Origin of the sequence: Pseudomonas parafulva, from assembly GCF_000800255.1 — a bacterium.
Lineage (GTDB): Bacteria > Pseudomonadota > Gammaproteobacteria > Pseudomonadales > Pseudomonadaceae > Aquipseudomonas > Aquipseudomonas boreofloridensis.
The window spans coordinates 2,668,575-2,689,714 of record NZ_CP009747.1; the positions used below are offsets into that span (position 1 = coordinate 2,668,575).

Consider the following 21,140-nt stretch of genomic DNA (forward strand, 5'->3'; position numbering starts at 1 on the left):
CCCCCGACCGTGTGAAAACGGCTGACCTGCGGGCTCGCCCCGTCAGCGCGCTTTCACACTGTCCAGACCCTCTCCCGCGAATCCCCCAATGCCCGAATCACCGCGCCGCCTGGCGATCACGCTGCAAATCGTCTCCATCGTCCTGTTCACCTTCATCGGCTACCTGAACATCGGCATCCCGCTGGCCGTGCTACCCGGCTACGTGCATAACGACCTGGGCTTGAGCGCCGTACTGGCCGGCCTGGTGATCAGCGTGCAATACCTGGCCACCCTGCTCAGCCGCCCCACCGCCAGCCGCATCATCGACAATCTGGGCAGCAAGAAGGCGGTGATGTGGGGCTTGGCCGGCTGCGGCCTGAGCGGCGTGTTCATGCTCGCGTGCAGCTTCCTCGGCCACCTGCCGTGGGTGAGCCTGGCCTGCCTGCTGGTGGGACGCCTGGTCCTAGGCAGCGCGGAAAGCCTGGTGGGCTCGGGTTCGATAGGCTGGGGCATTGGCCGCGTGGGCGCCGAACACACGGCCAAGGTCATTTCCTGGAACGGCATCGCCAGTTATGGCGCCCTGGCCATCGGCGCTCCGCTCGGGGTGCTGATGGTCAACCGCCTGGGGCTGTGGAGCATGGGCGCCAGCATCATTGCGCTCGGCCTGATCGGTCTGGCCCTGGCGTGGTCGAAGCCGGCGGCGCCGATCGTGGCCGGCAAGCGCCTGCCATTCCTGCAAGTGCTGGGCAAGGTGTTTCCCCACGGCGCGGGACTGGCCCTGGGCTCGATCGGCTTCGGCACCATCGCGACCTTCATCACCCTCTACTACGCCAGTCGCGGCTGGCCGAGCGCCGCGCTGACGCTGAGCGTGTTCGGCGCCAGCTTCATCTGCGCGCGCCTGCTGTTCGGCAACCTGATCAACCGCCTGGGCGGCTTTCGCGTGGCCATCGCCTGCCTGTCGGTGGAAACCCTCGGGCTGTTGATGCTGTGGCTGGCACCGAGCGCGGAGCTTGCGCTGCTCGGCGCGGCCTTGAGCGGATTCGGTTTCTCCCTGGTCTTCCCGGCACTGGGCGTAGAGGCGGTCAATCAGGTGTCAGCCGCCAACCGCGGCGCGGCGGTGGGGGCGTACTCGTTGTTCATCGACCTGTCGCTGGGGATCACCGGGCCCCTGGTGGGCGCGGTGGCCGCAGGGTTCGGATTCCGCTCGATCTTCCTGTTCGCCGCTGGGGCTGCGGTGTGCGGGCTGGTGTTGAGTGTGTATCTGTACCGGCAGACGCGCCGATACGATCGCGGGCAGCCGCGCCTGTGAAGGCGCGGGGTGACCAATCAGGATCAGCGCAGCAGATGTTGCAGCACGACCTCCAACGGATGTCGCAACGGCTTGTCGGTCATGCGCTTGACCTGGCTACGGCATGAATAACCCGTCGCCAAGGCCTCGCCTGCCTTGTCCAGCTTGCCCGCCCAGGACTGCTCGAAGATGGCCTTCGACGTCTGCTGGTTGCGCGCTTCATGGCCGTAGGTGCCGGACATGCCGCAGCAACCGGTGGCTTCGGTCACCAGCTTGAGCCCCAACCGCTCGAACACCTGTTCCCACTGACGCGTGCTGGCCGGCGCGTTGGTCTTCTCCGTGCAATGGGCCAGCAGACGGTAGCTGCCGCCCTGCCCTGCAGCCTGACGGGGCAGTTCATCGGCCAACCACTCCTGCGGCAGCAGCACCTTGGGGCAGCCTTCGAGCCCATCGACCTTCTGGTATTCCTGGCGATAAACCAAGGTCATCGCCGGATCCAGCCCGACCAAGGGTATCCCGCAGTCGGCCAGGGCCTTGAGTTGACGACCATTGCGAATCGCCGCCTTGGCGAACGCACCGAGGAAACCTTGTACGTGCAGCGGCTTGCCATTGGCACTGTAGGGGGCGAGAAACACCTGATAGCCAAGGCGGGTCGCCAGTTCGATGAGCACGGCCAACAGCGGCGTTTCGAAATAGCGGGTGAAGGCATCCTGCACCAGCACCAGGCTACGCTCGCGCTGCATCGGCGTCAGTTCGCGCAGGGTGGGCACGCTGGCCATCTTCACCCGGCAGCGGGTCAGCGTGGCCTGCAGGTTGAAGCGGCTGATCAGCGGGCTGTCGACCATGCCCACCTGATCGGCCAGCAGACGGCTCACCCACTTCGCCCCCATCACGGCGTTGTACAGGCCCGGCGCGCGGGCCAGATAAGGAATGGTGAATTCCAGCGAGCCGATCAGGTAATCACGCAACGGACGCTGGTAGCGCCCGTGATAGAGCTCGAGGAAACGCGAACGGAAGTCCGGCACGTTGACTTTGATCGGGCACTGCCCGGCGCAGGACTTGCACGCCAGGCAACCGGCCATGGCGTCGTAGACTTCGTGGGAGAAGTCGGCCTGCCCCTGGCGCTGCGCGCGCCGGTTGGCCAAGCGCTTGGGCAGGCTCTTGAACCACGGTGCCTTGCGCTGCGCCGAGGCCAGTACGTCGATATCGGCCTCGCCCTGCAGGCGCAGCCACTCGCGGATCAGCGAGGCGCGGCCCTTGGGCGAGTGGCGGCGCTCGCGGGTGGCTTTCCACGACGGGCACATGGCGTCGTTGGGGTCGTAGTTGTAGCAGGCGCCGTTGCCATTGCAGTGCACCGCACTGGCAAAACTCTGCCAGACGCGCTCGTCGATGTGACGGTCGAGGTCGCCGCGCAGGGTCACGCCATCGACCGCCGTCAGGCCCTCGGCGCTGTGCAACGGGGTGCAGATCTTGCCAGGGTTGAGTTGATTGCGCGGGTCGAAGGCACCTTTGAGGCGCTGCAGGGCCGGGTACAGTTCGCCGAAATATTCGGGTACGTACTCCGAACGCAGGCCTTTGCCATGCTCGCCCCAGAGCAGGCCACCGTAGCGTTTGGTCAGCGCCGCCACCGCATCGGAGATCGGCTTGACCAGCGCGGCCTGGGCCGGGTCCTTCATGTCCAGCGCCGGCCGTACATGCAGCACGCCGGCATCGACATGACCGAACATGCCGTAGGCCAGGCCGTGGCCGTCGAGCAGCGCGCGGAACTCGGCGATGTAGTCGGCCAGGCGCTCCGGCGGCACGGCGGTGTCCTCCACGAAGGGCTGCGGCCGCACCTCGCCCTCGACGTTGCCCAGCAGCCCCACCGACCGCTTGCGCATGGCGTACACCCGCGTCACCGCTTCGGCGCCCTCGGCCAAGGTATGGCCCAGGCGCTCGACGCTGGTATCGCTGCGCAGGTGCTCGACGAACGCCGCCACCCGCGCATTGACCGCCTCCGGCTCATCGCCGCAGAACTCGACCAGGTTGATGCCCAGGGTCGGACGCTGCGTATCGGCGGGGAAGTATTCGGCCACGCTGTGCCAGACGATGTCCTGCATCGCCAGCATCAGCACCTTGGAGTCGACCGTCTCGATCGACAGCGGCTTGAGCGCCATCAGCGCATTGGCATCGCGCAGCGCGTCCATGAAGCTGGCATAGCGCACGTTGACCAGCACCGCATACTTGGGAATCGGCAGCACATTGAGCTTGGCCTCGACCACATAGCCCAATGAGCCCTCGGCGCCGCACAGTACGCTGTTGAGGTTGAAGCGGCCTTGCGTGTCGCGCAGGTGCGCCAGGTCGTAGCCGGTCAGGCAGCGGTTGAGCTTGGGAAAGGTCGCCTCGATCAATTCGGCCTGGCTCTGCTGGATGTCGCGCGCCGTGCGATACACCTCGCCCACCCGTCCGGGTGCGGCGCAGGCCTGGTCCAGGGCTGCGTCGTCCAGCGGCAGGCTGTGCAGGCGCTGGCCACCGAGCAGCACGCTGTGCAATTCGAGTACGTGGTCGCGGGTCTTGCCGTAGGTGCAACTGCCCTGGCCGCTGGCATCGGTGTTGATCATGCCGCCAAGGGTGGCGCGGTTTGAGGTGGACAGCTCAGGGGCGAAGAACAACCCGTGAGGCTTGAGCGCGGCATTGAGCTGGTCCTTGACCACACCGGCCTGCACCCGCACCCAGCGCTGTTCGACGTCGATCTCGAGAATGGCATTCATGTGCCGCGACAGGTCGACGACGATGCCATCGGTCAGCGACTGGCCGTTGGTGCCGGTGCCGCCGCCGCGCGGGGTCAGCTTGATCTGGGTGAAGCGCGGCTCGTCCATCAGCGTGGCGACCCGCACCACATCGTCGGCGTCCAGCGGGAACACCGCCGCCTGGGGCAAGCGCTGGTAGATCGAGTTGTCGGTGGCCAGCACCGTGCGGGTGCCGTAGTCGGCGCTGATCTGGCCGCGGAAACCGCTGGCACGCAGAGCGTCGAGGAATTCGGGGTAACCGGCGGCAGGCGCACGGACAGGCAACTGGGCGATCATCGAAGGATGGCCTCTTGATAGGTCTGATCACGGTGTGGACGTTACTGACACCTGCGCAGCACGCATGAATGCCGACAGGTCAGATGACGGATGCGCCCATGTTCCTGTAGTTTCCGCTCGAGGGCAAACGGATAATCCTGCCGCTATCGATGAGTTTCATGAATGAATTACCGCCACTTGACGCCCTCGATGTCGCTGCTGCTGGCCTTCGAGGCGGCTGCGCGCCATGAAAGCTACACCCGCGCTGCCGTGGAGCTGTCGCTCACCCAGAGTGCGGTCAGCCGCCAGGTCCAGGCGCTGGAGCAGCAACTGGGGCTGACACTGTTCCGCCGCGAGGGGCGCCAGGTGCAATTGACCGATGTGGGCCGCTTGTACCAGCGCGAATTGAGCGAAGCCCTGGGTCGAATTCGCAGCGCCACCCTGCAGGCCCTGGCCTACCAATCCGGGGTCGGCACCTTGCGCCTGGCGACCTTGCCGACTTTCGGCTCGAAATGGCTGCTGCCGCGCTTGCACGCGTTCTATCAGGCGCATCCGGGCATGCTGGTGCATATTCATTCACGTATCGAAGCCATCGACTTCGACACCAGCGAAATCGATGCCGCCATCGGCGTGGCCAGCCACGACCTGCCTGGCTTGATCTGTCATCGGCTGCATGCCGAAGAGTTGGTGGTGATCCTGCCGCCGCAAGCGGCACTTGCGGCCGATGGCTGGACGCCGCGGCGGATCAGCGAAGAGCTGCTGCTCAACGTCGCCAACAATCCGCACGCCTGGGGCGAATGGTTCTCCCATCATGGACTGGCGCACCGCTCGATGCGCCTGGGGCCGAGCTTCGAGCTGACCTCGCACTTGATCCAGGCGGTCCGTGCGGGCATCGGCATCGGCCTGGTGCCCAGGATCCTGGTGGCCGAGGAATTGGCCAAAGGCGAGCTGTTCAGCCCCGCAGGGGCGTTCGCCAGCCAGCGCAGCTACTACCTGATCTATCCACCCCGCAATGAAGGGCTGCCGTCGTTGCGGGCCTTTCGCGGATGGTTGCTGGAGCAGATCTAGCTTTCGTCCAGACAACAAAAAACCCGGTACCCGTTACCTGGCACCGGGTTTGATGGCATCAACCGCGCTTCACTCGGCACTCGGCCACGCTGCGCGTCGCCTCGCCCGCCTGCGCCATGCGCTTGGTCTTGATCACATGGAACACGTACATCACCAGCAACCACACCGGAATCGCGTAGACCGAAATCTGGATCCCCGGAATCTGCAGCATGATGCCCAGGATCAGCACCACGAAAGCCAGACACAGGTAGTTGCCATACGGATACCACAGCGCCTTGAACAGCGGTTTCTGACCCGTGCGATCCAGGTGCTGACGGAACTTGAGGTGCGAGTAGCTGATCATCGCCCAGTTGATCACCAGCGCCGCCACGACCAGCGACATCAGCAACTCCAGGGCCTGTTGCGGCATGAAATAGTTGAGCAGCACGGCAATCAGGGTAAAGGCCGCCGAAGCCAGGATCGCCCGGACGGGAACGCCACGACGGTCGATTTTCGCCAGGCCCGCCGGCGCGTCGCCCTGCTCGGCCATGCCGTAGAGCATGCGCGCATTGCAGTAGGTGCCACTGTTGTAGACCGACAATGCGGCAGTGAGCACCACGAAGTTGAGCAGGTGCGCCGCCACGTCGCTGCCCAGCAGGGAGAACACCTGCACGAACGGACTGCTGCCATAACTGCCGCCGGACGCGTCGATGCTCGCCACCAGGCTGTTCCACGGCGTCAGCGACAGCAGGATCACCAGCGCGCCGATGTAGAAGATCAGGATGCGGTAGATGACCTGGTTGATCGCCTTGGGAATCACCGTCTTCGGCTTGTCGGCTTCGGCAGCGGTGAAACCGAGCATTTCCAGGCCGCCGAAGGAGAACATGATGATCGCCAATGCCATCACCAATCCGCTGACGCCATTGGGGAAGAAACCGCCATGGCTCCACAGGTTGCTCACCGAAGCCTCCGGACCGCCGCTGCCGCTGGTGAGCAGGTAGGCGCCCAAAGCGATCATGCCGACGATGGCCACCACCTTGATGATCGCGAACCAGAACTCAGCCTCGCCGAACACCTTGACGTTCATCAGGTTGATGGCGTTGATCAGCACGAAGAAACCCGCCGCCGTGACCCAGGTGGGGATCTCCGGCCACCAGTAGTGGACATACTTGCCGACCGCCGACAGTTCCGACATACCCACCAGGATATACAGCACCCAGCAGTTCCAGCCCGACAGAAAGCCGGCGAAACCGCCCCAGTACTTGTGGGCGAAATGGCTGAATGAGCCTGCCACCGGCTCCTCGACGATCATCTCGCCGAGTTGGCGCATGATCATGAAGGCGATGAAGCCGCAGATGGCATAACCGAGAATCATCGACGGGCCGGCGGATTTCATCACCCCGGCCGAGCCCAGGAACAACCCGGTGCCGATGGCACCGCCCAGGGCGATCAACTGGATGTGGCGGTTCTTCAGGCCGCGCTTGAGTTCGCCTGACGGCTGCGAATGTTGTCCACTCATGAACGAAGTCACCTGCTTGTTTTTATCTGTGACGGAATCGGACCCGCAGCGCTCGTGGCACAGCGGAATGAAGCAAGGTGGTTACCTTGGGTTCTCGGACCCTGGCGCCGCGCCGGGCGCTGGGCCTGGGGCAGATCAGCCGGGTGTCGGCGAGAATGCGTGGTACGCGAGGGGGTCACAGGTAAAACGCGGCGCATTGTATACCCCTGCGAGCGCGCAGGCATCAACGCGTTGCGTGGTTTGCTCGGGGCAAAACGCAGCGGTCCTGAGGGAGAGGCCGACTGGGGCGGGATGATCGGCGTACATGGCGCCTCCATTTATTGTTGTCGAGCGCGGCATCGTGGCTGCGCGGTGCACTGGGCTGGCTGGACTATCGGGGAGAACGCACGCGTCAGACAAGGCCCGTGATGCAGACAGAAACGTGCCAACGCACCCCGATACGGAACGCTGGCTTTACAGGTGGCGCCGTTGCGGCGTTTGCTTCAAGGCCTGTGCGAAGCGTTCGTACACTTTTCTTTACAAGGTGGAAACCAGATCTTCCACAGGCTGGAAAAAGACTTTTTGCTCAAGGACTTGTAATAGCCTTCCAGCTCTTTGCGCAGGTGCAAAAAAGCCAGCCCGAGGGCTGGCTCATGCACGGCGCAAACCGATCAGCCGCGTGGCTTGCCACGTCCACGGCCGGCCGGCTTGTCAGCGCCGGGCTTGGTCGCACGCTTACGCATCTCGCTTGGACGCTCGGCGACGGCACTGCCGCGATTGCCCTTGCGCGGGGCCTCTTCGCGTACTGGACGTGCCGGACGCTCAGCCGCCTCGCGCGGCTGGCGCTCGCCCGCCTCCTGGGCAGGACGCAGGTTGCGCACGCGCTCGCCACGGCCCAGCGGTCGGGTGGACTTGCGCTGCAGACGCTCGAGCTTATCCTTGGCCTTGAGGTTGAGGGTCGGCAGCGCCACCGGCTGCAGCCCGACTTCGGCTGCCAGGATATCGATCTCGCCCTGGCTCATTTCACGCCAGCGGCCCATCGGCAGGTCGGAGTTGAGGAATACCGGGCCGAAGCGCACACGCTTGAGGCGGCTGACCACCATGCCCTGGGATTCCCACAACCGGCGCACTTCACGGTTGCGACCTTCCATCACCACGCAGTGATACCAGTGGTTGAAACCTTCGCCACCGGGCGCCTTCTGGATGTCGGTGAACTTGGCCGGGCCGTCTTCGAGCATCACACCGGCCTTGAGGCGGTCGATCATCTCGTCATCGACCTCGCCCCGCACGCGCACCGCGTATTCGCGGTCCATCTCGTAGGAGGGGTGCATGAGGCGGTTGGCCAACTCGCCATCGGTGGTGAACAGCAGCAGGCCGGTGGTGTTGATGTCCAGGCGACCGATGTTGATCCAACGGCCTTCCTTGGGACGCGGCAGGCGATCGAACACGGTGGGACGACCTTCGGGGTCGTCACGGGTGCAGATCTCGCCGTCGGGCTTGTTGTACATGATGACGCGGCGGGTCGCCTCGGCGGCTTCCTCGCGCTTGATCAGCTTGCCATCGACGGCGATGGCATCGTGCAGGTCGACGCGCTGGCCAAGCGTGGCAGCGACGCCGTTTACCTTGATGCGGCCCTGGCTGATCCAGGCTTCGACGTCACGGCGCGAACCCACGCCAATGCGCGCCAGCACCTTTTGCAGCTTTTCGCCGGACGGCGGGGTGGGTTGGGTTTCTTGCAGGTCTTTGTCGCTCATCTGGGCACCTCCCGGTGTACGGTGTATGAAAGCGATTCGGCGACGGATGCGCCAAGGGGGCGCGCATTGTACGTGGTTGACGCAAGCGATGCATCGGGGCGCAGGTGTTTTTTTCCCAACGGTATGCAACGCGTCGACCTGATCATGGGCGCAGCCCGTGCCAGGCCCTCAGACCTTGTCCTCCGGCGCCTCGACCGCATCATCGGCCTGGCGCAAATCATCGAAATCGGTCTTGAGCCCCTCCTCCATCGCGTCGAGCTCCACCAACAAGCTGCGGAAGCTGGTCTGCTCCTTCGGCTCACTCTCCTGGGCCTCATCGGCGAGGCTGGCGTCGGCCAGCGCTTGCAGGTGCGCAGGCACCGGGGCCTCGTCCGGGTCGTCAGCCAGCACCTGCGGCTCCATTTCCCGCAGTTCGGCCAGCGGCGGCAGCTCGTCCAAGCTACGCAGATTGAAGTGATCGAGAAACGCCTTGGTGGTGGCGAACATCGCCGGACGGCCCGGCACTTCGCGATAGCCGACGATGCGGATCCACTCGCGCTCCATCAGCGTCTTGACGATATTGCTGTTGACCGCCACGCCGCGCACGTCCTCGATCTCCCCGCGGGTGATGGGTTGACGGTAGGCGATCAGCGCCAGGGTCTCCAGCAGCGCGCGGGAGTAACGCTGCGGGCGCTCTTCCCACAGCCGGCCGACCCACGGCGCGTAGGTTTCGCGGATCTGCAGACGATAGCCGCTGGCCACTTCCTTGAGCTCGAAGGCGCGGCCGGCGCAGGATTTCTCCAAGGCTGCCAGCGCCTTCTTGAACACGGCCGGCGCCGGCCGCTCGGCCTCCTCGAACAGCTCGTAGAGGCGCTCAAGCGACTGCGGCTTGCCGCTGGCCAACAGAAAAGCTTCGATCAGCGACGCCAGGTCGCGGGGTTCATTGAGGTTCATCGGGGTAGTTTGACCGTTACTCGGCGCGGACTCGGACATGGATCGGGGTGAACGGCTCATTCTGCACCAGTTCGATCAGCGATTCCTTCACCAGCTCGAGAATCGCCATGAAGGTGACCACCACCCCAAGCTTGCCTTCCTCGGCCTCGAACAGCTCGACGAAGGGTACGAAGCCACCGCCCTTCAAGCGCTCCAGCACCTGACTCATGCGCTCGCGGGTAGAGAGCGTCTCGCGGGTGATCTGGTGGCTTTCGAACAGGTCGTTGCGGCGCATGACCTCGGCCATGGACAGCAGGATCTCCTCCAGCGCCACCTCCGGCAGCAGCTTGCGCACCTTGGCCTGGGGCGCCTCCAATTGCGGCACCAGCACCTCGCGGCCAATGCGCGGCAAGCCATCGATGTCCTCGGCGGCAGCCTTGAAGCGCTCGTACTCCTGCAGGCGACGGATCAGCTCGGCGCGCGGATCGCCCTCTTCTTCCTCGACTTCGCTGGAGCGCGGCAGCAGCATGCGCGACTTGATCTCGGCGAGCATGGCGGCCATCACCAGGTACTCCGCCGCCAGTTCCAGGCGTACGGACTTCATCAACTCGACGTAGCCCATGTACTGCCGGGTGATCTCGGCCACCGGGATGTCGAGGATGTCGATGTTCTGCTTGCGGATCAGGTACAGCAGCAGGTCCAGCGGGCCTTCGAAGGCTTCGAGAAACACCTCCAGCGCATCCGGCGGAATATACAGGTCGATGGGCAGCTCGGTCAGGGCTTCGCCATAGACCAGCGCCAACTGCAATTGCTGCGGCGTTTCAGGTTCTTGCGTCAGGGCCTCGGGGGCGTCGACCTGGCTCACGCGTCGACCAGGAAAGGCGACGGGTCGCCACACCCTTCGCGGATCAGCTGCGGCGCGTCGCCGGACAGATCGATGATGGTGGACGCCTTGAGATCGCCGAATCCACCGTCGATCACCAGGTCGACGTGGTGCTCCAGGCGCTCACGGATTTCGTAGGGATCGGTCATCGGTTCGTCGTCGCCCGGCAGGATCAGGCTGACGCTCATCAGGGGCTCGCCAAGCTCGGCCAGCAGCGCCAGGGTAATCGCATGGTTCGGCACACGCAGACCGATGGTGCGGCGTTTTTCATGCAGTAGCAAACGCGGCACCTCGCGGGTGCCGTTGAGAATGAACGTGTAGGGGCCGGGCACATGGGCCTTGAGCAGGCGGAAGGTGCCGGTGTCGACCTTGGCATACAGCCCCAACTGCGACATGTCGCAGCACATCAGCGTGAAGTTGTGGGTCTTGTCCAAGCCTCGCAGACGCCGCACGCGCTCGATCGCCGCCTTGTCGCCAATCTGACAACCCAGGGCATAAGCCGAGTCGGTCGGATAGACCACCACCCCGCCTTTGCGAATGATCTCCACGGCCTGACGAATCAGCCGCGACTGCGGATTCTCCGGGTGAATCTGGAAGAATTGGCTCACTTCGTCGTCCTGTTCATACCGCCATAGGCTGTTCATGGTGGAATCGGCGCCACAGAGGTGGCAGGTCCTCGGGCAGGGGCCGGTAGGCACCGATCTCGCCCCAGGTGCCGGGGCCGTGGAAATCACTGCCGGCGCTTGCCAGCAGGCCGAACTCACGGGTCAGAATGGACATCGTGCCCACCTGTTCGGGCGGCATCATCCCATTGACCACTTCCAGTGCCTGCCCTCCCGCTTGAATATAGTCGGCGATCAGGCGCCTGCGCTTGCTGCGGGTGAGCTCGTAGTGCATCGGGTGGGCCAAGCTGACCCAAGCGTTTGACTGACGAAGGGTCGCGACAGTTTCCTCGAGCGTCGGCCAGTGCAACTTGACGTCGCCCAGTTTGCCGGCGCCCAACCACTTGCGAAACGCCTCGCCGCGGTCCTTGACGTAGCCGGCACGGACCAGGAATTCGGCAAAATGGGGGCGTGCCGGCGCATTCTGGCTGTCGCCCAACGCCTGTTGCACCGCCCGGGCCCCGTCGAGGGCATCGGGCATACCCTTGGCCGCCAGGCGTCGGGCGATGTCCTCGGCGCGCATCCAGCGACCGCGATGCAGTTGTTCGATGGCCTCGAGCAGAGGCGGCGCATCGAGCGCAAAATCGTAACCCAGCACATGAATGGTGGCCCCACCCCAGGTGCATGACAGTTCGACACCGCTGACCCACTGCAGGCCCCGCTCCAGGCAGGCAGCACGCGCCTCCGGCAAGCCTTCGAGGGTATCGTGATCGGTCAACGCCAGCGTGCGCACCCCGTGTTCATGGGCGCGCGCGACCAGTGCCGTGGGCGACAAGGCGCCGTCGGAGGCCGTGCTGTGACAGTGCAGATCAACATTCATGGAGGAGCGCTTTCGCCGGAATCGATGTTTGTTATTATGCCGTCACATCCCGCTTCTGGCTGCCACTGTGAAACAATTCATCGATTTCATCCCGCTGCTGCTGTTCTTCATCGTCTACAAGATGGACCCGCGACCGCTGGAATTCGCCGGCCACACCTTCGAGTTCGGCGGTATCTACAGCGCCACGGCGATGCTCATCGTCAGCTCCGTGGTGGTCTATGGCGCCGTCTTCCTGCGCCAGCGCCGGCTGGAAAAGAGCCAATTGCTGACCCTGGTCGCCTGCTTGGTGTTCGGCGGCCTGACCCTGGCCTTCCACAGCGAAACCTTCCTCAAATGGAAGGCACCGGTGGTCAACTGGCTGTTCGCCCTGGCCTTCGCCGGTAGCCATTTCATCGGCGATCGGGTCCTGATCAAGCGCATCATGGGCCACGCCGTGACCCTGCCGGACGTAATCTGGACCCGCCTGAACCTGGCCTGGATCGCATTCTTCCTGGTCTGCGGTGCGGCCAACCTGTTCGTCGCCTTCACCTTCCAGGACTTCTGGGTCGACTTCAAAGTCTTCGGCAGCCTCGGCATGACCGTGGTCTTCCTCATCGCCCAGGGCGTTTACCTGTCGCGCCATTTGCACGACGCCGACACCTCCCCTTCCAAACCCAAGGACTGACATGCTCTACGCCATCATCGCCAGCGACGTCGAAAACTCCCTGGAACGGCGCCTGGCCGCACGCCCCGCGCACATCGAGCGTCTGCAGCAGCTCAAGGCCGAAGGCCGCGTGGTGCTGGCCGGCCCGCACCCGGCCGTCGACAGCAACGATCCCGGGCGGCAGGCTTCAGCGGCAGCCTGATCGTTGCCGAGTTCGACTCGCTGACCGCAGCCCAGGCCTGGGCGAATGCCGACCCTTACGTGGCGGCCGGCGTCTACGCGCAGGTGGTGGTCAAGCCGTTCAAGCAAGTCCTGCCCTGACCGGCACCAGGCCTGTACGCACGCTCTGCGACGCACAGGCCTTTTGCTGAACATTCATCTATCGCGGCCACCTGCCGACAACCTCCTGAATCGAATCAGAGAATCAGGAGTTCCGATGCGCCAATGTCCGTTGTTCCTGCTGCTGTGCTGCCTGCTGTCGTCCTCCCCCCTCGCGCTCGCCGAGCAACCGCACTCGACGGATACCGATGCACGTGTCAGCGAACTGCAGCAGCGCCTGCAAGCCAGCGAGCAGCAGCGCGCTGTGCTGAGCCGACAACTCCAAGGAATCGACAGCACCCAGCTCGAACGCCTGCGTGAGGAGAACCAGCGTTTGCAGGCAGCCGTGCAGAAACAGCAGGCCAGCGGCCCGCTGCACCTGCTCACCGAACAGCAACAGTGGTTCGTGATCGGCTCGGGCGTTGCACTGTTATCGGCTGTGTGCGGTATCTTAGCCAGCGGCGGACACAGAAGACGTCGGCAATGGTTGAATTGAGTGAGTCATGAGCGAGCTGTTACTGATTGATGATGACCAGGAGTTGTGCGAGCTGCTCGGCAGTTGGCTGACTCAGGAAGGTTTTGCGGTCCGCGCCTGCCACGATGGCGAAAGTGCGCGCCAGGCCTTGGCCGCCCAGGCGCCGGCGGCCGTGGTGCTGGATGTGATGCTGCCCGACGGCAGCGGCTTGGAGTTGCTCAAGCAACTGCGCAGCGAGCACGCCGAACTCCCCGTGTTGATGCTCTCGGCCCGTGGCGAACCGCTGGATCGCATTCTCGGCCTGGAGCTGGGCGCCGACGATTACCTGGCCAAGCCGTGTGATCCACGCGAGCTCACCGCCCGCCTGCGTGCGGTACTGCGCCGTAGTCATCCGGCTGCGCCCAGTACCCAGGTCGAGATCGGTGACCTGATCTTCAGCCCGGTGCGCGGCGTGGTCAGCATCGATCAGCGCGAGATGAGCCTGACCTTGTCGGAGAGCCGTATCCTCGAAGCCCTGCTGCGCCAGCCCGGCGAGCCGCTGGACAAGCAGGCCCTGGCGCAGCTCGCCCTGGGCCGCAAACTCACGCTGTACGACCGCAGCCTGGACATGCACGTCAGCAACCTGCGCAAGAAAATCGGCCCCCACGCCGATGGCCGGCCGCGCATCGTTGCCCTGCGCAGCCGGGGTTATTACTACAGCCTCTAGAGCTCCAGCCCCAGCATCACCGCGCACAGGATCAAGAACACGCAGAACAGCGTGCGCAGCATCTTCTCAGGCAGCGCATGGGCCAGCCGCACGCCCCAGCTGATGCTCAGCAGCCCGCCGATGGCCAAGCCAGCGCCCATGCGCCAGTCGACGCTGCCATGCACACCGTAGGTGACCAAGGTCACCAGGGTACTGGGCGCCGCCAGTGCCAGCGACAAGCCCTGGGCCACCACCTGCGAGGCACCGAACACACTGGTCAGCACGGGCGTAGCCACCACGGCCCCGCCGACCCCGAACAGCCCGCCCATGCTGCCGGCAAAACAGCCCAGCACACCGAGCCACGGCCACGGATAACGTAACTGGCTGCTCGGTGGCGCCACCTTCATGAACATGCGCGCCACGTTCCACACGGCCAAAGCCACCAGAAACGCCACGAAGCCCAGACGCATCGCGTGCGCATCGAGCCCCACCGCCCAGATCGAGCCCAGCCAGGCGAACACAAAGCTGCACAGCGCCAAGGGCACGGCGTGTCGCAGCTCGATACGGTTACGCTGATGGTAGCGCCACAGCGCCAGCAGCACGTTCGGCACCACCATGACCAACGCGGTCCCTTGAGCCAATTGTTGATCGAGGCCGAATAGCACACCCAGGGCGGGAATGGCGATCAGGCCGCCGCCGATGCCGAACAACCCGCCAACGGTGCCCAGCACCGTTCCCAACAGCACATACATCAACCACTCGATCATCAGTCCCTCATGCGCCACGTTCTCGATGCCCGCATGCTACGCAGTCGTGCCTGGCAGGGAAACGCACAGCAGCGCACAATGGCTATGCGCATCACGCACAAGCAAGGTCCTGTCATGAGCCCCGATATCCTCACCGAACAGCTGAGCCTGTTCCTCGACGTGTTGCACACCGGCAGTTTCTCCGCCGCCGCGCGACGCCATCCGCTGACCCCCTCGGCCGTTGCCCGGCGCATCGACGCGCTGGAAAACGCCCTGGGCAGCCGCCTGTTCGTGCGCAGTACCCACGCCGTGCGCCCGACCCCGGCGGGCAACGCGTTCGCCGAACGTGCCCGACGCATCATCGAGGAACTGCGCCTGGCGCGGGCCGAGGCGGTGTCGTTGAGCAGCGCGCCCGAAGGACTGATCCGCATGGACGCGCCCGCCGCCTTCGGCCGTCGTCACCTGGCGCCGGCCATTGCCGACTTTCTGGTGGCCTATCCCGGCCTGGACGTGCAACTGCGCTTGATCGACAGCTTCGTCGACATGCACGGTGGGCACCTGGGCGAAGTCGACCTGGTCCTGCGCGCCGGCACGCTGGCCGACACCCGTTTGGTGGCGACCCCTCTGGCCAAGATGGTGCGCATCGCCTGCGCCAGTCCTGCCTATTTGGCCAGCCGCGGCGTACCCGGCTGCCCCAGTGACCTGCCGCAGCACGATGGCCTGGACTGGGACGGCCTGGCCCCCCCTTTTGCCTGGCGCTTCACCGTGAATGGCCAACAGCGGCTGTATCGCCCTGCCCGCCTGCGCATGACCGCGAACAATGCCGAGACCCTGCTGTTCGGCGCCCTGGCCGGCCTTGGCATCGCGCATCTGCCCACTTGGCTGGTCAGCGAGTACCTGCTGCGCGGCGAATTGCAGCCGCTGTTTTGCGAAAACGGCCTGCCAGAACCGGAAACCACCGGCATCTATGCGTTGCGACTCGAACATGAAACGAACTCTCGCAGCCGCTTGCTGCTCGAATTCCTCAAGAGCCGCTTCAGCCCGGTACCGCCTTGGGACCTGGCACTGCGCAGTGGACTGCGCAGTTAGTGAGCGCACTAACGATCAGCGTGCTAGATTCTTAACCGAACTCATTCAAGGACTTGCATGAACGCCGACACCAACGCCCCGTGCGACGAGCTGCTGCTGAACAATCAGGTGTGTTTCGCCCTGCATTCCACCTCGTTGCTGATGACCAAGGTCTACAAGCCTCTGCTGCAAGCCTTGGGTCTGACCTACCCGCAGTACCTGGCCATGCTCGTGTTGTGGGAGCAGGACGGGCTCACCGTAGGTGAAATCAGCCATCGCCTGCTGACCGATCCCGGTTCGTTGACCCCTTTGCTCAAGCGCCTGGAGAGCGAAGGGCTGCTCAACCGCACCCGCAGCCGTGAAGATGAGCGTGTGGTGCTGGTGGAACTGACCGACAAGGGACGGAACCTGCGCGAGGAAGCGCGCAAGGTGCCGCAGTGCATCCTGGAAGCCTCCGGGCGCACAGTGCAGCGCCTGCAGAAATTGCAGGCTGAATTACTGGAATTGCGCGAGAGCCTGCAAAAGAGCCTATGAGCGAGCAACCGGACGAATGGCGTGAAAATCATATTGCGCACAAAATAATTGCGTACTAAATTTATCGCCACACCCCATCGCGCTCCGGCGCTCATCACGCAAGCGAGGCTCAAGATGCACAAGGTCACTGCGCTGTACATTGCACAAGCGACTTCCACCGGCGGCCGTGACGGCCAATCCCGCTCCAGCGATGGCAAGCTCGAGGTCAAGCTCAGCACCCCCAAGGAGCTGGGCGGCGCAGGCGGGGAAGGCAGCAATCCCGAGCAGTTGTTCGCTGCGGGTTACTCGGCCTGTTTCATCGGTGCGCTTAAGTTCGTCGCCGGCCAGGCCAAGCAAGCATTGCCCGCTGACACGGCGATCACCGCCAAGGTCGGTATCGGTCAGATCCCCGGTGGTTTCGGTCTGGACATCGACCTGCACATCGCCCTCCCCGGCCTGCCCCAGGCGGACGCCGAGGCACTGGTCGAGAAGGCCCATCAGGTCTGTCCTTATTCCAACGCCACCCGTGGCAACGTGGATGTGCGCCTGCACGTGACGGTCTGAATCAGCCGCCTTGCTGACGGACACAAAAAACCCGGCAAACGCCGGGTTTTTTATTGGCTCACCAGAAGTCTTACTTCTTGGTGCGGCCTTTGAAGCTGTTGTCGCGGGTATCGATATCGATCCACTCGTCGATTTCGATGAAGTCGGCGACTTGGATCTCGGTGCCGTTGGCCAGCTTGGCAGGCTTCATGACCTTGCCGGAGGTGTCGCCACGGGCAGCGTTCTCGGTGTAGACGACCTTACGGCTGATGGTGGTCGGCAGTTCGACCGACACCAGACGGCCTTCGAAGAAGACGGCCTCGCAGATGTCTTCCATGCCTTCTTCGATGTACGGCAGAACGGCGTCGATGTCTTCGGCGTTCAGCTCGTACATGGTGTAGTCGGTGGTGTCCATGAAGGTGTATTCGTCACCATTGATGAACGACAGGGTCGCTTCTTTGCGATCCAGGATCACGTCGTCCAGCTTGTCGTCGGCGAAGTAGACGGTCTCGGTCTTGTAGCCGGTCAGCAGGTTCTTCAGCTTGGTCTTCATGATCGCGCTGTTACGGCCCGACTTGGTGAATTCCGCTTTCTGGACCAGCCACGGGTCGTTGTCGATCCGCAGGACGGTGCCGGGTTTCAGTTCTTTACCAGTTTTCATTACGCAGTATCCGAATCTGGATGGATTTATAAAAATCGAGGCCGCGTATCATAGCCAATTTCGATAAAACTGTACCAGCGCTGTAGCAAGGTCCGGTCGAGCGGCCTGTGCGCTGCGCCACTGCCGGGCGTGCGCCTGGAGTGTCGGCCAGTGGGGCTGCAACGCGCGCCAGGCCTGGGCCATGTCGCGGTCCATGTTCCACGCCCGCCACACCGCCAGCAGCGCCTGCGCCGCTTCGTCCGACAGGCCCTGGCGGTAGATCTTCAAGAAGGCTTCGAGCTTTTCCCAGTGGGCGTTCTCATCCTGAATGTAGATGTGCCACAGCCACGGCTGGCCGGCCCACTGGGCGCGCACGAAGGAATCCTCACCGCGCACGGCGTTGAAATCGCAGCACCAGAGCAACTGGTCGTAGTCTTGCTGGCTGACGAACGGCAGTACCTGAAGGGTCAAGCCACCGCGACGGCGTACATCCCCCACGGCCAAGGCTTCGCCGAACCAGGCATTGAGGTCAGCGAGAATTCGTCCCTCTGGCACCAGCAAGTGCGTGGGCTGGACATCTTCGATCAACGCGTCCAGCCAGTTGGCCAACTGCGGGTTCTCGTAGGCGAACAGCGAGATCAGCCGTGCCGTGGGCGCTGGATGCACGTTCAACCGGGCCAGGAATGCCTGCCGCGCGGTGTCGTCGGTCTGCCAGGCCAGGCAGCGCTGGACGAGATCGCGTTCTCGCAGCAGGCCACCGGTCTTGGCCGTGAAGCCGGGGAAGAAAAACACGGTGCGCAGACCATTGGGCTGTGGCGAAGGCAAGCCATGGCAGCCTTCGACCCAGTCTTCGGCGCTGAGGTATTCCAGGTTCAGCCATAACGCGGGCGTTGGACGTGCCGCCAGCGCATCGAGGTAGGGGCCAGGGAGGCGGCAGCCGAAGGCGCCGATGACCACCTCGGCAGTGGCGCACGCGGGCCAGTCGCTTGCCCAATGACGCACGTCGACCCCCTGTTGCCACTGCTGCGAGGCTTGCGGGTCGGCGCTTGGGCACAGGCGGGTGAAGGCGGTGAGATCGTCGACCCACAGGCGCACGTGCAGTGAGTGCTCATTGGCCAGTTGCCGGGCCAGGCGCCAGGTCACGCCAATATCACCGTAGTTGTCGATGACCGTGCAGAAGATGTCCCAGGTGGGCGGCAAGGGCGCGTGCTGCATGGTCATTCTCGATAGCGGCGGATTGGGGGCCGGGTATTCTGGCGGCAAAGGGCCGAGGGGGAAAGCGTTGCTTGTGGGCGCAATCCTCACCGGGTTTTCTGGTGTCGAGTGTGGGTGCAGATGCGGGGTCGTGCGACAATCGAGGGGTCATTCTCTTTTCCAGGAAGCCACGATGAATCGTCGTCGCGCAGTGAAGATCTCGCTTAGCCCTGTGCAGTTGGTCCTGAGCATCGCCTTGGGCCTATGGCTTGGGGCGGTGGCCGTTGGCTTGAGCGTAGGGCTGGTCTGGCAGCTCTGGCCGGAGCAGGTCGAGCCGTTGGCACACGCCGTGGCGCCGGCGCGCGTTGCGCCAGGGCCAACCCCACCAGCGCCCGCGCAACAAGACGCTCAGCAGGCGATGTTCGAGCGTTACCAGCAGGTGCTGCAGGAGCAGCAGGCACGCCAGGCCATCGAGGCCGATCCGCGCCATCTGGCCAACCCCAAATGCCAGTTCTGGTTGCAGCAGAACCGCAACGCCCCCACCGCCAACAGCCAGGCCAAAGTGATGGAGTTCTGCAACTGATCATGGACAAGGCCTGCCTGCTCGCCCACATCATCGAACGCCTCGAGCACGACAGCGAGGTGCTGCGTCGCGCCGCCCAGACGGCCTACGAAACCGCGACGGCCGAAGAAAACATCGCCGAGAACAAGTACGACACGCTCGGCCTCGAAGCCTCCTACCTCGCCACCGGACAAGCGCGGCGCACGGCCGAGATTCGCCAGGCGCTGGTGAGCTATCAGCAACTGCTGCTGCGCGACTACGACCCCGTGCGAGGTATCCAGGTGAGCAATAGGGTCACCCTCGAAGATGAGCAGGGCACTCGCCAGTGCCTGTTCCTCGGACCTGAGGGTGCAGGCCTGAAGATCGGCGAAGGCGATGCACAGGTCACCGTGATCACCCCGCGCTCGCCGTTGGGCCTGCAACTGCTCGGCAAGCGACTCGACGACGAAGTCACCCTGATGCTCGCCGGCACCGCGCAGGTGCAGTGCGTGGTCGAGGTCGACTGAGCCGCCCTACCCGTCGCTGGCCACGAAGGCCTCGTCCACCCGAGCCAACTGCGCCTCGCTCAGCGTGCCGGCCTGATAGTGCAGCTTGATCCACGCCAGCAGGTAGTCGTACCGCGCCCGGGCCAGATCGCGTCGGGTGGTGGACAACTGCTGCTCGGCATTGAGCACGTCCAGGTTGACCCGCTCCCCGCCCTGCACGCTCTTGCGCGTCGAGGCCACCAACGCCTCGGCGGCCTGCAGGGCCCGTTCGTAGGCGCGCAAGCGGCTGGCGCCAGAGGCGCAGGCGTTGTATTGCCGACGCAGTTCGATCAGGGTGCTGCGGGTATTGCCATCGAGTTCGTACTCGGCCTGCTCCAGGTGTCGGCTGGCTTGGCGGGTGGACGCACTCACGGCACCGCCAGCGAACAGCGGCAGGCTGATTTCGATACCCACCGTGTTGGTGTCATAACGCTGGTTGTAGGTGTTGCCGCTGTCCGACTCCTGGCGCCGCGAGGTGGCGAAGGCATTGACCTTGGGCAGGTGCCCGGCCCGGTTGCGCTCGACTTCGTAGCGGGCCACGTCCAGCGCATGGCGCTGCGAGCCGAGCACGGGGTTGCCCTCCAACGCCAGCGACTGCCAGGCCTCGAAGCCCGTGGGCGCCATCACCGGCAAGGCGAAGCCGCTGCGCAGCGGCGCCAGGTCGTCGATGTGCACCGCCGGTTCGCCGATCAACGCACCGAGTTCGCGCAGGGCGGCGTCTTCGTCGTTGCGGGCCTGGATTTCCTCGGCATCGGCCAGCTCGAAACGTGCCTGGGCCTCAAGGATGTCGGTGCGCGTGCCCTCGCCTGCCTGGTACAACCGCTGGTTCTGCTGGAACTGCTGGCGGTAGGCCTGCTTGCTGGCCACGCTGATGGCGATCTGATCACGGGCATACAGCGCCTGGGTATAGCTGGTCATGACCCGCACCAGCAACTGCTGGCTCTGGTCACGGAAACTCTCGTCGGCGAACAAGGCCTGGGCCACGCCTTTGCGATAGGCGGCGTAGGCTTCGTAGTCGAACAGCGGCTGCTGCAGAATGAAGGTCGAGCCGTAGCTGTCGTAGCGCCGATCTTCGCTGGTGCGCCGCGCGTCACCCAGGTAGCTGGCCTTCGAATCGTTGCGGCCTTTGTTGTAGCTGTAGGACAGGTTCGGCAGCAGCCCCGCGCGACCGATCGCACGGTACTCCTGGCCCGCCTCGCGGGCCTTGAAGGCCGCCAGGTAGGTCGGGTCTCGGCGCAGCGCCTGCTCGTAGACCTGGAACGGCCCCATGGCGGCCTGGGCCAAGGCCGGCAACAGTGTGCAGGCCGCCAGCAGGCCGGTGGCAAAAGACTTCATCACAGCG

21 protein-coding genes and 1 pseudogene are annotated in these 21,140 nt (G+C 64.4%); 11 read left to right on the forward strand and 11 right to left on the reverse strand.

The features are described from left to right. Positions 1 to 88 precede the first annotated feature (88 nt). Positions 89 to 1,288, forward strand: coding sequence for an MFS transporter (locus NJ69_RS11330; protein WP_029614285.1), 1,200 nt, complete (start codon positions 89 to 91; stop codon positions 1,286 to 1,288). A 23-nt stretch (positions 1,289 to 1,311) separates the two neighbouring features. Here the strand turns inward: NJ69_RS11330 and ydiJ are convergent, their stop codons facing one another. After that, entirely contained in the window at positions 1,312 to 4,332 is a 3,021-nt protein-coding gene (ydiJ, locus tag NJ69_RS11335) for a D-2-hydroxyglutarate dehydrogenase YdiJ (RefSeq protein WP_039579089.1), read from the reverse strand. A 162-nt stretch (positions 4,333 to 4,494) separates the two neighbouring features. On the opposite strand from ydiJ, the gene NJ69_RS11340 reads away from it, so the two are divergent. Next, positions 4,495 to 5,379 carry a LysR substrate-binding domain-containing protein gene (locus NJ69_RS11340; RefSeq protein ID WP_039579092.1) on the forward strand — a complete coding sequence of 295 codons (885 nt, stop codon included), beginning with the start codon at positions 4,495 to 4,497 and terminating at the stop codon, positions 5,377 to 5,379. A 58-nt stretch (positions 5,380 to 5,437) separates the two neighbouring features. On the opposite strand, the gene NJ69_RS11345 is transcribed toward NJ69_RS11340, so the two are convergent. From NJ69_RS11345 to NJ69_RS11370, 6 genes are all read right to left on the reverse strand, one after another. Next, positions 5,438 to 6,877, reverse strand: coding sequence for an amino acid permease (locus NJ69_RS11345; RefSeq protein WP_039579095.1), 1,440 nt, complete (start codon positions 6,875 to 6,877; stop codon positions 5,438 to 5,440). A gap of 650 nt (positions 6,878 to 7,527) precedes the next feature. Further along, positions 7,528 to 8,610: a 23S rRNA pseudouridine(2605) synthase RluB gene (gene rluB / locus NJ69_RS11350; RefSeq protein WP_039579097.1), complete on the reverse strand. Its 1,083-nt coding sequence runs from the start codon at positions 8,608 to 8,610 to the stop codon at positions 7,528 to 7,530. Between the two features lie 168 nt (positions 8,611 to 8,778). Next, entirely contained in the window at positions 8,779 to 9,543 is a 765-nt protein-coding gene (gene scpB, locus NJ69_RS11355; protein WP_039579100.1) for an SMC-Scp complex subunit ScpB, read from the reverse strand. A 16-nt stretch (positions 9,544 to 9,559) separates the two neighbouring features. Next, on the reverse strand, positions 9,560 to 10,258 hold the full coding sequence (locus NJ69_RS11360) for a segregation and condensation protein A (protein ID WP_162889593.1): 699 nt from the start codon (positions 10,256 to 10,258) through the stop codon (positions 9,560 to 9,562). Between the two features lie 125 nt (positions 10,259 to 10,383). Further along, on the reverse strand, positions 10,384 to 11,013 hold the full coding sequence (locus NJ69_RS11365) for an L-threonylcarbamoyladenylate synthase (RefSeq protein WP_037028294.1): 630 nt from the start codon (positions 11,011 to 11,013) through the stop codon (positions 10,384 to 10,386). A gap of 13 nt (positions 11,014 to 11,026) precedes the next feature. Further along, positions 11,027 to 11,887 carry a PHP domain-containing protein gene (locus NJ69_RS11370; protein WP_039579105.1) on the reverse strand — a complete coding sequence of 287 codons (861 nt, stop codon included), beginning with the start codon at positions 11,885 to 11,887 and terminating at the stop codon, positions 11,027 to 11,029. A gap of 67 nt (positions 11,888 to 11,954) precedes the next feature. On the opposite strand from NJ69_RS11370, the gene NJ69_RS11375 reads away from it, so the two are divergent. The 4 genes and pseudogenes from NJ69_RS11375 to NJ69_RS11390 all read left to right on the forward strand — a co-directional run bounded on the left by NJ69_RS11375 (position 11,955) and on the right by NJ69_RS11390 (position 14,029). After that, positions 11,955 to 12,551: a septation protein A gene (locus NJ69_RS11375; RefSeq protein WP_039579108.1), complete on the forward strand. Its 597-nt coding sequence runs from the start codon at positions 11,955 to 11,957 to the stop codon at positions 12,549 to 12,551. Position 12,552: 1 nt separating this feature from the next. Beyond that, a pseudogene (locus NJ69_RS11380) lies at positions 12,553 to 12,851 on the forward strand (YciI family protein). Between the two features lie 115 nt (positions 12,852 to 12,966). Further along, a complete protein-coding gene (locus tag NJ69_RS11385; RefSeq protein WP_039579110.1) occupies positions 12,967 to 13,344 on the forward strand; it encodes a hypothetical protein in 378 nt (125 codons plus the stop codon). Between the two features lie 7 nt (positions 13,345 to 13,351). Continuing rightward, entirely contained in the window at positions 13,352 to 14,029 is a 678-nt protein-coding gene (locus NJ69_RS11390; protein WP_039579112.1) for a response regulator transcription factor, read from the forward strand. Here the strand turns inward: NJ69_RS11390 and NJ69_RS11395 are convergent. Continuing rightward, on the reverse strand, positions 14,026 to 14,775 hold the full coding sequence (locus NJ69_RS11395; protein ID WP_039579114.1) for a sulfite exporter TauE/SafE family protein: 750 nt from the start codon (positions 14,773 to 14,775) through the stop codon (positions 14,026 to 14,028). The genes NJ69_RS11390 and NJ69_RS11395 overlap by 4 nt on opposite strands. Positions 14,776 to 14,889: 114 nt before the next feature. Between NJ69_RS11395 and NJ69_RS11400 the strand changes: the two genes are divergently transcribed. From NJ69_RS11400 to NJ69_RS11410, 3 genes are all read left to right on the forward strand, one after another. Further along, positions 14,890 to 15,843, forward strand: coding sequence for a LysR family transcriptional regulator (locus NJ69_RS11400; RefSeq protein ID WP_039583239.1), 954 nt, complete (start codon positions 14,890 to 14,892; stop codon positions 15,841 to 15,843). A 57-nt stretch (positions 15,844 to 15,900) separates the two neighbouring features. Next, positions 15,901 to 16,356 (forward strand): MarR family winged helix-turn-helix transcriptional regulator, encoded by a 456-nt coding sequence (locus NJ69_RS11405; RefSeq protein ID WP_029613943.1) that lies wholly within the window; start codon positions 15,901 to 15,903, stop codon positions 16,354 to 16,356. A 114-nt stretch (positions 16,357 to 16,470) separates the two neighbouring features. After that, entirely contained in the window at positions 16,471 to 16,899 is a 429-nt protein-coding gene (locus tag NJ69_RS11410; protein WP_039579116.1) for an organic hydroperoxide resistance protein, read from the forward strand. Between the two features lie 70 nt (positions 16,900 to 16,969). On the opposite strand, the gene efp is transcribed toward NJ69_RS11410, so the two are convergent. Continuing rightward, positions 16,970 to 17,539 (reverse strand): elongation factor P, encoded by a 570-nt coding sequence (efp, locus tag NJ69_RS11415; protein WP_029613941.1) that lies wholly within the window; start codon positions 17,537 to 17,539, stop codon positions 16,970 to 16,972. A gap of 48 nt (positions 17,540 to 17,587) precedes the next feature. Further along, positions 17,588 to 18,718: an elongation factor P maturation arginine rhamnosyltransferase EarP gene (gene earP / locus NJ69_RS11420; protein WP_155290567.1), complete on the reverse strand. Its 1,131-nt coding sequence runs from the start codon at positions 18,716 to 18,718 to the stop codon at positions 17,588 to 17,590. 187 nt (positions 18,719 to 18,905) lie between these two features. Between earP and NJ69_RS11425 the strand changes: the two genes are divergently transcribed. Continuing rightward, positions 18,906 to 19,295, forward strand: a complete 390-nt coding sequence (locus tag NJ69_RS11425; RefSeq protein WP_039579121.1) for a hypothetical protein — start codon at positions 18,906 to 18,908, stop codon at positions 19,293 to 19,295. Positions 19,296 to 19,297: 2 nt separating this feature from the next. Then, a complete protein-coding gene (locus tag NJ69_RS11430; protein ID WP_039579123.1) occupies positions 19,298 to 19,780 on the forward strand; it encodes a GreA/GreB family elongation factor in 483 nt (160 codons plus the stop codon). Between the two features lie 6 nt (positions 19,781 to 19,786). Here the strand turns inward: NJ69_RS11430 and NJ69_RS11435 are convergent, their stop codons facing one another. After that, entirely contained in the window at positions 19,787 to 21,133 is a 1,347-nt protein-coding gene (locus tag NJ69_RS11435; RefSeq protein WP_039579125.1) for a TolC family outer membrane protein, read from the reverse strand. Positions 21,134 to 21,140: the final 7 nt, after the last annotated feature.